Source organism: Streptococcus sp. HMSC072C09, from assembly GCF_001813105.1.
In the GTDB taxonomy this organism is placed as follows: domain Bacteria; phylum Bacillota; class Bacilli; order Lactobacillales; family Streptococcaceae; genus Streptococcus.
On sequence record NZ_KV811506.1, the window covers coordinates 5,783 to 18,261 of the forward strand.

The 12,479-nt window shown below is 42.8% G+C and carries 7 protein-coding genes; all 7 read left to right on the top strand.

Annotated elements, in window-relative coordinates; all coding sequences use genetic code 11:
* Positions 1-1,421: LPXTG cell wall anchor domain-containing protein (locus HMPREF2893_RS11310; RefSeq protein WP_148131937.1), on the top strand; the 1,421-nt coding region annotated here is incomplete at its 5' end.
* Between the two features lie 195 nt (positions 1,422-1,616).
* Positions 1,617-6,239, top strand: coding sequence for an accessory Sec-dependent serine-rich glycoprotein adhesin (locus HMPREF2893_RS10120; RefSeq protein ID WP_070676005.1), 4,623 nt, complete (start codon positions 1,617-1,619; stop codon positions 6,237-6,239).
* 183 nt (positions 6,240-6,422) lie between these two features.
* On the top strand, positions 6,423-7,427 hold the full coding sequence (locus HMPREF2893_RS10125) for a sugar transferase (RefSeq protein ID WP_070676006.1): 1,005 nt from the start codon (positions 6,423-6,425) through the stop codon (positions 7,425-7,427).
* 223 nt (positions 7,428-7,650) lie between these two features.
* Positions 7,651-8,868, top strand: a complete 1,218-nt coding sequence (gene secY2, locus HMPREF2893_RS10130) for an accessory Sec system protein translocase subunit SecY2 (protein WP_042760209.1) — start codon at positions 7,651-7,653, stop codon at positions 8,866-8,868.
* Positions 8,869-8,876: 8 nt separating this feature from the next.
* Complete coding sequence (gene asp1 / locus HMPREF2893_RS10135) at positions 8,877-10,466, top strand: accessory Sec system protein Asp1 (protein ID WP_024056285.1); 1,590 nt, start codon at positions 8,877-8,879, stop codon at positions 10,464-10,466.
* Positions 10,459-12,003 (top strand): accessory Sec system protein Asp2, encoded by a 1,545-nt coding sequence (gene asp2 / locus HMPREF2893_RS10140; RefSeq protein ID WP_024056284.1) that lies wholly within the window; start codon positions 10,459-10,461, stop codon positions 12,001-12,003. Before asp1 ends, asp2 begins: the two co-directional genes overlap by 8 nt.
* Positions 12,000-12,470 carry an accessory Sec system protein Asp3 gene (gene asp3, locus HMPREF2893_RS10145; RefSeq protein WP_024056283.1) on the top strand — a complete coding sequence of 157 codons (471 nt, stop codon included), beginning with the start codon at positions 12,000-12,002 and terminating at the stop codon, positions 12,468-12,470. Before asp2 ends, asp3 begins: the two co-directional genes overlap by 4 nt.
* Positions 12,471-12,479 lie beyond the last annotated feature (9 nt).

Here is a 12,479-nt window from a genome sequence, read left to right on the forward strand (position 1 = left end):
TGTCAGCATCTGAATCAGCTTCAACCTCAGTAAGTAAATCGGTTTCTACGTCTGAATCGGTGTCTACATCCGAATCAGTATCAGCGTCTGATTCAGAATCAGCGTCCGAATCAGTATCGACATCTGAGTCAGTGTCAACGTCCGAATCAGTATCGACATCTGAGTCAGTGTCAACGTCCGAATCGGTTTCTGTATCTGAATCAGTGTCCACCTCAGAATCAGTTTCTGCATCCGAGTCAGCGTCAGAATCATTGTCTGCATCTGAGTCAGCATCAACCTCTGAATCAGTCTCGGCGTCTGAGTCGGTATCCGAGTCAGTATCAACGTCTGAATCAATCTCGACATCTGAATCATTGTCAGCCTCTGAGTCAGTGTCTACATCCGAATCGGTTTCTACCTCTGAATCAGTATCAGTGTCCGAATCAGCTTCAACTTCAGTAAGCCAATCAGTCTCAGCATCTGAATCAGTGTCGACATCAGAATCAGTTTCAGCCTCTGCGTCGGTATCAACATCGGAGTCAGTTTCTGCGTCTGAATCAATCTCGACATCGGAGTCAGTTTCTGCGTCTGAATCAGTTTCAGCATCCGAGTCGGTTTCTACCTCTGAATCAGTATCGACCTCAGAGTCCGTTTCTGTATCAGAATCGGTTTCTACGTCAGAATCAGCATCAGCCTCTGAGTCAGTTTCTGCGTCTGAATCAGTGTCAACATCAGAATCAGTATCAACGTCTGAATCTGTGTCAACATCCGAATCGGCATCTGTGTCTGAGTCAGTTTCAGCGTCTGAGTCAGTTTCAACATCAGAATCTGTGTCAACGTCTGAATCGGTGTCTACATCAGAATCAGTATTAACGTCTGAATCAGTTTCTGTATCTGAGTCAGCATCAGCCTCTGAGTCGGCCTCTACCTCAGAATCAGTCTCAACCTCTGAATCAGTCTCAATGTCCGAATCGATTTCTGTATCTGAATCAGTTTCAGCGTCCTTGTCAGCGTCTACGTCTGAATCAATCTCGACATCCGAATCAATGTCAGCATCGTTGAGCAGTTCAGTATCAGAAAGCCAGTCAGTCTCTACTTCGCTTTCGGTTTCGACATCAGTATCTGCATCAGAGTCAGCATCATTGAGTACCTCTGCACCTGAATTAACTTCAACATCAGTAAGTACTTCAGTTTCAGTGAGTCAATTACAATCAGGATCAACATCTGGTAGCGGTTCATACTCTAACTCAATGAGCCAATCAATTTCTCGTTCAGAGTCATTGTCTGTATCAGAAACAGCAAGTGGTTCACAAAAACACAGCCAATCTGTGGCGCTTCCGAATACTGGCGAAACAGAATCTGTAACATCAGTTCTTCTCGGGGTAGTTACAGGGTTAGCTGGAATTGCTGGACTTACCCGACGTAAAAAGAAGGGGAACTGATCTAGTAGGAAATATCATTTTTTTCGAGTGAATCTCATAGGAGATTCACTTTTTTATTAGTAGAATGAAGTATTTTTAATGTGTTACAAAAAATTTGAAAATTAAACAATAATATAGAAGTTTTTTGTAGCGAATTACTTGAATCTACGTAGTATTCCTGTATAATAATAATGACTACAATGTAAGGGGAATATCATGCAATTTAAGCGTTCAAAAGGAAACTTTCGTGAGACAGATCGTGTCGTACGCTTCAAATTAATTAAATCAGGAAAAAATTGGCTTCGAGCATCAACAGCTGCTCTAGGCCTCTTTCGCGTGGTGCGTGGGCAAGTGGAGGAGACTATCATTGCCAACGTGCAGCAAGATCAAATAGAAAGTCAAAAGCATAACCAAGCCTTCTTAAAGGGTTTGATTACGGTAGGGACTGTTTTTGGTGGTGCTGTGCTTGCTACGACTGCTAAGGCGGAGGATGCAACATCACTTGCACCAACGGTTTCTGAGACAAAAGAGGAAACCTTGGTAGAAGTGGATAGTGTGGTCTTAGCAAAAACTTCAAGCCAGCCTTCAGAATCCATCTCTGTTTCAGGATCAACTAGTTTTTCTACATCTGAGAGTGCGTCTGCTTCGATCAGTGAATCCACCTCTTTGTCCTTGAGCGAAGTTGGATCAACTGCATTATCAACGGCACTTAGTGAGTCTGCTCAAGCTCTAGAGTCAGAGGTAGTTGTTGAAGAGCCGACTAGTTTAGAAGAAGCTACTGTTTTAGAACAAAATACCTCTGAAGCTGAATTGCTACAGGAAATTGCAGGGAATTACGCATCTAAAATGACGGACACCGATCGCCGAGCAGTGGTCGAAGCGGTCATTAACAAAGTGCAGGCCGAAGTGGCTGCAAGTAATAACTTGATCCATACCAATGCCAGTGCTCAAGCTTATGCTGACCAGCGCGATCGTTTGGAGAAAGCTGTCGATGAGATGATGACGACCTTGACAGCTGCAGGTTTTGTGGGAAATACAAATGTAGATGGGAAACCTGCGATCTCTGCTCAGTTGGCTCCTCTAGCTGAGGAAACATACTTGGCTGATGATGTATTGGATATGAGCCCGAACCCAGAAGATCCCAATGGTGCGAGTGTAGAAGATCCTACACTTGACACACCAGGATATGCTAAGGATCCTCATCTAGATAAAGATCTCTTAAGATTTTCGCCTGAAGAGTTGAAAAATTTTTTAGGTGAACCCTACACCAATCGTTATACATTTGGTATTTGGGACTTTGTGAATAAACAAGGAGAGTCACTTGGTTACTATGCGACCATGTCGATTGATATCAGTGAGATAGATCCGGAAAAGCATAAGGCAATGGATGTTTATTTCCGCATTGTCCGAAAATCAGATGGGGCTGAAATTTTTTCACAAACTGTATCTCCAGAAGGATATGGCCAAGATATTCAATTACCAAAAGAAGTACTAATTGGTCAGGCTCCCCTTGGGAACAAGGTTTTTAATTCGGAACCTTCTACAGGTAATGGGACCTTTGGAATGCTAACGAATTTTATTCCGGAACAGGCTTTCTTATTCCGGAGTATTTATGATGTCATGACGCCTGAGAATCAGGGGCAATTGATTAGGACGTATCCTAGTATCAAAATTCCATCTATGATGGGACAACAATCGACCTTCTATAGAGAAGTGGACCCGAATGGTAGATGGTTTAATGGGCAATATGAACCAACGGGGAAAGAAAGATCCTTACTAGAGTATAGAATCTACGGATTGGAAGGCCAGCATTATACAGCTTCCAATCCACGCGAATTTCCTGGTTATGTACAGGTCCCAGCGCATACCGTGTTCCCGAATCGTAAAAGTGGGGTGTTCGATAATAGTAAGAATGGGAAATCAAGAATTGAACTATTAGGGGATGCGCGTGAGCATTTCATTAAAAGTGAAGTTGTCACCCTTAATCAAAATGGTGATTATTCTCTTCGCTACTATGTTTTAGATCCTTCTAAAATCCATGATGTTAGTAGTGGTGATGTAGGAAACGCTAAGGTAACCGATGTATATACACTTGTTTATGAAAAAGAATTTAAACAAGATAGTACGGATAACCTTTCAGATTTAGGTGGAACTCGTAAAGTTGAAAGTAAAAACAAGGATTATTTCCTGAATGTTACACCAAAACGAATAGATTACCAACATTTTGAGTTGGATATTACAGGTTGGTTCTCTAGTAAGGAGACAGTTACATACACTGATGAGAAAACAGGAATAGAATATACTGTTCCAAAACCATTCACGGAACTTCCAAAATCAGCCTACCTCGATAAAAATACGACCATGGTCGTTGGAGAAGATGCAACACCTCAAGGAGCAGATGGTTTTTCCAACTTCAAACAAACGATCAAAAAAATAGTAGATTCATATCCCTTAACGAGTGTGAATTATTACTATCGGAAGATGACACCGTCAGAATCTGCTTCACAATCTCAAAACTTCTCGATTTCAACTTCAGAGTCACTAGTTTCAGAATCCATTTCATCTTCTCAATCTGTTTCGGTCAGTGAGTCCGTTTCCTTGTCACAAGCATCTAGCTTCGCCAGTCAATCAGATTCACAGGTTTCAACCTCGATTTCCTTGTCACAATCTGTATCGACAAGCGAATCCAACTCGTTGGTTCAGGAATCGATCTCCACTAGTCAGTCGGAGTCTCTAGTCCAAGAGTCGGTTTCAGCCAGTCAATCAGATTCCTTGATTAAAGAATCCGTATCTGCCAGCCAGTCTGATTCGTTGGTTCAGGCCTCTGTTTCAGCAAGTCAATCGGATTCGTTAGTTCAGGCCTCAGTCTCTGCTAGCCAGTCCGAGTCGCTGCTCAAAGAGTCGGTTTCTTCAAGCCAGTCAGATTCATTGGTTCAAGAGTCCGTTTCGGCAAGCCAATCAGAGTCGTTGGTCCAAGCCTCAGTTTCTGAGAGTGAATCGGAATTATTGGTTCAGGAGTCTGTATCGGCCAGTCAATCCGATTCGCTGGTTAAAGAATCTGTCTCAGCAAGTCAGTCAGATTCGCTGGTCCAAGAGTCGGTATCATCCAGTCAATCAGACTCACAATCAAAAGCAGCATCAGCATCTAAGAGTGAGTCTGAAAAAGCCTCTAAATCTGTTTCGTTGAGTCAGTCGGTATCCTTATCTAATTTAGCATCTAGATCAATTTCTGTGTCTCAATCGCAGTCGACATCAGCTGTTGGATCGGAGGAAGTGGTTTCTCAACTGATTTCCTTGTCACAATCTATTTCGATGAGCAAAAAGCTGTCAGAATCCGTTTCGTTGAGTCAGTCAGATTCCTTGCTTCAGGAATCCGTATCTGCTAGCCAATCAGAGTCGTTGGTTCAGGAATCTGTATCGGCCAGTCAGTCAGAGTCGTTGGTTCAAGAATCCGTTTCTGCGAGCCAGTCTGATTCGCAGGTACAAGAGTCAGTCTCAGCGAGTCAGTCCGATTCCTTGATACAAGAATCAGTTTCCGCGAGTCAGTCTGATTCCTTGGTTCAGGAATCTGTATCGTCTAGCCAATCAGAGTCTTTGGTAAAAGCCACAGTTTCAGCAAGTCAGTCTGAGTCATTGGTACAAGAATCAGTTTCAGCAAGTCAGTCTGAGTCGTTGGTACAAGCGTCAGTTTCAGCGAGCCAATCAGACTCGCAGGTACAAGCCTTGGTTTCAGTGAGTCAATCAGAGTCGTTAGTACAAGAATCAGTTTCCGCCAGTCGATCAGACTCCTTGGCTCAGACATCTGTATCGTCTAGCCAATCAGAGTCTTTGGTTCAAGCATCAGTTTCAGCGAGCCAATCAGAATCGTTAGTACAAGAATCGGTTTCAGTGAGTCAATCACAATCTACTTCTGATGTCGAATCTAAGTCTCAAAATACAGAATCTATGTCCTTTTCTCGTTCTGATTCAATGAGTCAGTCGGAATCGCAAGTATCGACTGATTTGCAATCAACATCATGGAGTCAGTCAGAATCACAAGTTCAAGCTTCGATCTTTGCAAGTCAATCAGAGTCGTTGGTTCAGGAATCTGTATCTGCCAGTCAATCAAAGTCGTTGGTTCAAGCATCGACTTCAGCGAGCCAATCTGAGTCACAAGTTCAAGCATCAGTCTCCGCAAGCCAGTCTGAATCGTTGATACAAGCTTCGATCTCTAATAGCTACTCAGAGTCGTTGGTCCAAGCTTCGGTTTCCGCGAGTCAATCAGATTCATTAGTTCAAGCTTCTGCTTCGACAAGCGAATCGGCTTCAACTTCTCATGTCGTAGCTGCATCGCAGGTTTCAGAGTCTGGATCGTTCTCTCGATCCGTTTCTGAGAGTCTATCTGCTTCACAATGGACATCCCATTCAGAATCTCTAGCGTCGGCCTCGCTATCGAAGTCTGACTCCTATAGCCAATCAGCTTCACTCCTTTCAACAAGCGAATCGGCTTCAACGTCCATGCGAGTATCTGAATTTCCTTTGACGAGTGTTTCAGATTCTATAAGCGCATCATCAACAGAGAGTCAATCCCTATCGCAGGAAATTTCTGAATGGATCAGTGTGTCTTATGCGTCAAGCTTCTCTGCTGTGACAAGTTCTTCGGAGTCTGTCGTGTCTTCGTTTGGCACCTCTTACTCAGAATCTCCATCAGACACAAGCTCACTAAGTGCGACGCGTTCTTCAGAACCTGCTCTTCCAGAGACAGGTACCCATCCTTCATCTAATATTCTTGCTACAGGAGCTTCCATTCTTCTGTCTGGATTAGCCCTTTTAGGAATTCGGAAAAAGGATGGCAAATAAAACCTTAAAAGACCGGAATGAACTGGTCTTTTATTGATCTAGAATGTCTAAGAAGTTGGGAAATATGTTATAATGGACAAGGAAGTTTTGAGTAAAGTGATATAGAGAAGGATACCTGTGAGAAATGTATCTGTCTATATGCAATTACAATATAGGATCAATAATAAGAGTTTGAGGGAAAAAATGAAAATCCATTTCACAAATTTATTTGGGCAATCTTCGCAAAGTGTTGCCTTAATGGCGCAAAATGATATTATGAATGTGGTTCGTGAACTCGGGGTTAATGAACTTGGGATCTACTTTTATGATCAAACTAATGAACCGGCTGGTGAGTTGAATTCACGGATGGACGGTATTTTAGCTGGTGTAGCTTTTGGAGATATCGTCTTCGTTCAATCACCCTCTTGGAACGGAATTGAGTGGGATAATCGTTTAGTGGATAAGTTAAAACTCCTTCAAACCAAACTGGTCATGTTCATCCATGATGTCCCGCCACTCATGTTTGAAAGTAATTATTATCTCATGCCTGCTTATATTGAGATGTATAATAAGAGCGACCTTGTTGTAGTCCCCTCAGAACAGATGTACCATCGTCTAGTATCAGAAGGGCTTACAGTAAAAAAATATGTGGTCCAAAAGTTGTGGGATTTGACCCACAGTTTGGATCTCTATACTCCGCAATTTGAGAAAAAACTGATCTTCTCAGGAAATCCGTCACGTTTCCCACATATCATCGATTGGAAATATGATACCCCCCTTCATGTCTATACCGAACCAGTTGAAGGAGTCGATTATTCTAAGGTCCATATTGAAGGCTGGCGGACCAAGCAAGAGTTGCTTCTCGAACTTTCCAAGGGAGGTTTTGGACTTGTCTGGGGAAATTCAGAGAATCCTGAGGATGAGCGGGATTACTACAAAGAAAATATTTCCTACAAACTATCAACCTATCTTTCTGCTGGTCTTCCAGTAGTGGTACCAGATTATTTGTCAAATGCAGACTATATTCGAGAAAAAGGGCTCGGATTTGTAGCCTCCAGTCTCGAAGAAGCCAATCGTTTGGTTCAAGACTGCACAGAAGAAGAGTATGCCCAAATGGTTCAAAAGGCTCAACATACTTCTTATTTGATTCGCAATGGCTATTTTACAAAGAAATTATTTGTTGATAGTGTCATGGCTTTAGGAAAATAAATAGAATAAAATAGGATTCTTCAGACATAAATCTGAAGAATTTTTTATTGAATACGGTACCAAGGCTATAATTTTTTACAATATTAAGGATTAGTGACAAATAAGTGTAGAAAATAAGCAAATTATGGTAAAATAAGTTGAGATAAAATGCTCTAAAGGCACATATTTAAAGGCTGTTTTCCAAGTGGAAGAGTCAAAATGAGTAAGAGAAAGTTTAAAAGAAATGTTAAAACGATCTGAAGTAGGAAAGAGATTTTGTTGGACGATATTTTTCGTCTTTATTTATGTTTTGGGAAGTAAAATTTCCCTGCCTTTTGTTGACTTATCAAAGGCCTTGAGACTCAATGAGGGAACGACAACGGGCTTGCAGCTCTCAAGCGCTGTGATGGGGGGAAACCTCCGCGGGATGTCGATCTTTTCGATCGGTCTATCCCCATGGATGTCTTCCATGATTTTGTGGCGGATGTTTACCGTTTCAAAACGCTTTAACCTCGAAAAAACCAGCACGGAGATTGTGGAACGGCGAAAGATGTACGTAACCTTGGTGCTCGCCATCGTCCAGTCTTTGGCAGTGGCCATGTATCTCCCTTTGAAGACAGGGTTGAACTCTGGACTTGTCATTGCGGTCAATACCATGATTATGGTAGCTGGAGCCTTCTTTTTAGTTTGGCTCTCCGATCTAAATGCCGCTTTGGGGCTTGGAAGCTCTGTGGTCATCATGATGGCTGGGATGGTTATGTACCTGCCAGAAGACGTGATGCAGACCCTTTCAAATGTCAATAATATACCAGAAATCGCTTATGTTCTGGGCGTGATTTTCATCTTGATTTTTGTCTATGTGGCAGTCTTAGTGGAATATTCCAAGTACCAGATTCCTGTCAATAAATTAGGGATCCACAACAACTTGAAAAGTTATACTTTTTTGGATATCAAGATCAACCCAGCAGGAGGGATGCCCTTTATGTACGCCATGACCTTGGTGTCCATTCCTCAGTATGCCATGCTCTTGATCTTGTCTATGGATTCCAATGCCAAGTGGGCTGCTCATTTAGCCAAACACTTGGTGATGGGAGATCCGATTTGGATCCTTCTTTACATTCTGATGATCGCCCTTCTCTCTTTTGCTTTCGCCTTTGTCAATGTGAACGGAGAAGAAATTGCAGATAAGATGATGAAGGCTTCTGAGTATATCGATCATGTCTATCCTGGAGCAGATACACGTCGCTATATCAATAAAATTGTGCTACGCTTGACTGTTTTTGGGACCTTGTATCTGATCCTCTTCACAGCGCTTCCTTTTTCTCTCTTGTTATGGGATAAGGATCTCTTGCGCTTGACCATGATTCCAGGAACCTTTCTCATGTTTGTCGGGATGATTTACAATATCCGAGAAGAAATTCGTGCCCTTCGAGTGAATCAACGTTATACAAGAATATTCTAGGAGTAACCATGTATTATTTTGTACCAGCTTGGTATGGAACGGACCGCATCTGGCAGCAAACAGCTACCCCTTGGTACTGGATGCGAGAGTCCATTGAATTTGACGATACCATTAATCAAGTTCGTATTTTTCAAGAAGCAGAAATGGATCGGATCTTATTGTTGCCTCAATATAGTCCACAACTGCGCTATTTTTTACACCGCCAAGATTTGTTAGAGACAGATGTTCTTTCGATTTTTGATAAAATCCAACAGGTTCCGTCTGATTTGACTATGCGCCCAGTCCAGCTTCAGGACATCGAATGGCCAAGTGAGACCACTTTTTCCTACACTCCCTTTTTGGTAATGGCATTTCGAAAGGGCCACCACCTAGCGAAAATTGATATGGGAGTGGATGGAAATATCCTTACCCTAACCCGTTATAAAGAGGATGAAATCCTATATGTCGAATATTTAGATGACCGTGGGTTTATTTCTAGTAGGGTATACTATAAAGATGGCAAACCTTATTTCCAAGAGTATCTGAGTTTTGATGGACAATGGGTTTTGAGAGAGATGTTGATCGAAGAGAACCGCTCCGTCATGGTCAATGAAGCTTTCTTTCATGCCTTCAAAAAAGAAAGCTACTCTGATATAGGAGAAGTTGTAGCTGAAAAAATGAAGGAACATTTACTGACTCTGGTTCCAGGACGAGATCAGTTGGTTCTGGCAGCTCATCCAGCAAATTTGGCTTTTTTACAAGATACAGCAAGTAGCGTCAAGAAAGTCTTGTCTTTCTATGGGGATCGTCAGCCCTTGTCTGCTGAAAATTTTGCCCTCTATTTTGATATGATTGATGCCCAGCTCTTGATTACAGATAGTGAAAAAACCAAAGAAGCGATTGGAGTCTTTTCTCCTAGTTTGGCTCAAAAGACACACCGGATCACCTCTTTTGACTCCCGACTCCGTTTGGGTTCTAGTCAGGAGCGCAAGGAATCGAAGATTTACTTTTATGTCAATGAAGCCGAGCTCCCAAGTAAGAGCCAGCTCAAGAAGGTCTTAGAAGTGTTGTCTCACCATCCTTTATTTGAAGTTGTTTTTGCATTTTACAATGGCTCGCCGGAGCGTGTTAAGGAATTAGAAGGGCAACTCGAGGAATTGATCGCTAGCGAGCAGGACTTGCATCTGGTTCAATCACCAGCCCAAATGGAAGGGCTTGGGGAAAACCAGATTATCGATGAAGAGTCCGTACAAGACGCACCGGACTATCGCTTTGTAGTTAAGAATTTTTCAAATGAAAATGACATTATTCAAGAGTTGGAAAAAACCCGCTTGATCGTAGATTTAAGCGAGGAACCCAACCTCTATACTCAGATTGCAGGGATCTCTGCTGGGATTCCTCAGGTCAACCGCGTCCAGACAGAATATGTTGATCATTTGAAAAATGGCTATGTCTTATCAAAGGGAGACAAGGAATTAGAGAAGGCGATTACTCACTTTTTATTCGAATTGAAGCCTTGGAACGAAGCCTTGGTCTACTCGATCGAAAAAATTCAAGAATACACCGGTCAACGCTTGATCGAGAAATGGGAAGGATGGATGAAAGAACGTCATGGATAAAAAACAACAAATACCCCATATTCTCCAAATCGGCTCAAGCAGTTGGCAGGATCAGGTGGAGCTTCCTGATGGACTAGGCTGGCACTTTTTTCAAGCTGCCGCTCTTCCATCGCTCAAAGAGTATATGGAAGAAGAGGAAATCTCCAAATTCAAAGCCTTGATTCTAGAAAAGCCAGAAGATTTATTAGCTTTAGGCGAAGACCTGGCTTATTTTCAACCTTATACCGTTTTTTATGATCAAAGCCATGAACTAGAGGCGCCTTCTGACGAATTGGCCCACCTCTTAAGACTCAAGCAAGCAAGACCCTGGGATTTCTCAAACAAGCATCAATTTCTCTATGTCTTAGAGCGCTTTTTATACGACAATCAATATGGAGATGCCTTTACGGTTCGTGACCTGCGAGTGAGACCTGATTTTGCTGGCCAGCAAACGGTGCTGGGGCAACATTTTCTGAAGCTAGATGGATCATACGGTGAAGAGTTTACACCGATTGCTCAGTGGGTCTACAACTACGTGTATGATGCTAGCCATCCTATCAATTTTTGGTTGGAATATGAAAAAGATCCAAGCTGTCAGCTGCAATTGCGGATTCAATTTTATCGCTTTGGTGCACTGGGAGAGTGGGTCAAAGATGCAGTCTTTTCAGAAGAAGAGATGGAGCAACCGCTAGAATTGGATGGAGCAGAACCTTATTACCTAGCCTTTTCGCTGGAAGCAAAAGGAGAGGGGGCGCTTACGATCGGAGCCTTACATAAGCGCTTGTCACATGGTCCTTTAGGAGAGATGACCGTAGGAGCTAAGACGCTACGGGACCACAAACGCCAAGAAATTTTTGCTTATTTCCATCCTGGCGATATGAAGCCACCTTTAAACATTTACTTTTCTGGGTATCGCCCGGCCGAAGGTTTTGAAGGGTTTGGGATGATGCGTGCGATGGGTAGTCCCTTTATTCTCTTTTCTGACCCAAGACTGGAAGGTGGATCCTTCTATATGGGCTCAGAAGAATTGGAAAGTCAAATCACTGCCTTTATTGATCAGCACTTGGACTTGCTCGGCTTTGAGCCAAAAGATATGAATTTTTCAGGCTTGTCCATGGGGACCTTTGGTGCCCTTTACTATGGTGCTCTTTATTCTCCTCATGCGATCTTGGTCGGAAAACCCATTGTCAATCTGGGGGATGTCGCTGCCAACCTGAAATTTAAACGCCCAGATGAGTTTGGAACATCCCTAGATATGATGCAGTTGATCATTGGTCAAGTGTCGCAAGAAGGGATCGGTCAGCTGAATCAACGCTTCTGGGACCGGTTTGATCAGGCAGATTTCAAGGATACGATTTTAGCCCTTGCCTATATGAGGGATGATGACTACGATCAGCAGGCTTATCCAGATATTTTAGAGGCCTTGTATGAATTGCCGGTTCGTATTATCAGCACCAGTCGCGCTGGTCGGCACAATGACGCGAGTGCTCCAATCATTGAATGGTTTATGACCCAGTACAATGAAATCATGGAAAGGGATTTTGGAAGAAACCAATGATAAAAATAAAAGAAAATGAAAGCAGACGAATCTACTGGGGCGATACTGTTCTAGCAGATTATCTTTGGGGGTCGACCATTCAGGTAACTGCTCAAGGAAGCGTTCAGTTTCAGAACCCCCTCATGCCATCTGGTCAAGTGCTGAAAACTTGGCATTCGCAGACAAATTTTGGTGCAACTCGTCAAATTCCTAGTCTGCCCCTGCTCAAAAGAGAACAAGATTATGAATTGGTTATCACGATGGAAGCGACTCCTGCTCATACCGTTATGGTAGAAATTGTCTTCAAAGATCGCTTTGGAGAGGTCGTTGGCCGTCGAGTAACCGCAGAAGGTCGCTTGCCGTTTACCTACCCAGATCAAGCATACGCATATGAAGTACGCTTGCTCAGTGCAGGTTTGCAAGAGTTTACCTTCCACTATTTCACGATTCAACCAATATCGTCTGAGGGAGCAGAAGTTCTCGAATAGACGAACATC

Coding starts and splice junctions, on each gene's coding strand:
- HMPREF2893_RS10120 (WP_070676005.1), top strand. CDS start 1,617: ATGCAATTTAAGCGTTCAAAAGGAAACTTTCGTGAGACAGATCGTGTC.
- HMPREF2893_RS10125 (WP_070676006.1), top strand. CDS start 6,423: ATGAAAATCCATTTCACAAATTTATTTGGGCAATCTTCGCAAAGTGTT.
- secY2 (WP_042760209.1), top strand. CDS start 7,651: ATGTTAAAACGATCTGAAGTAGGAAAGAGATTTTGTTGGACGATATTT.
- asp1 (WP_024056285.1), top strand. CDS start 8,877: ATGTATTATTTTGTACCAGCTTGGTATGGAACGGACCGCATCTGGCAG.
- asp2 (WP_024056284.1), top strand. CDS start 10,459: ATGGATAAAAAACAACAAATACCCCATATTCTCCAAATCGGCTCAAGC.
- asp3 (WP_024056283.1), top strand. CDS start 12,000: ATGATAAAAATAAAAGAAAATGAAAGCAGACGAATCTACTGGGGCGAT.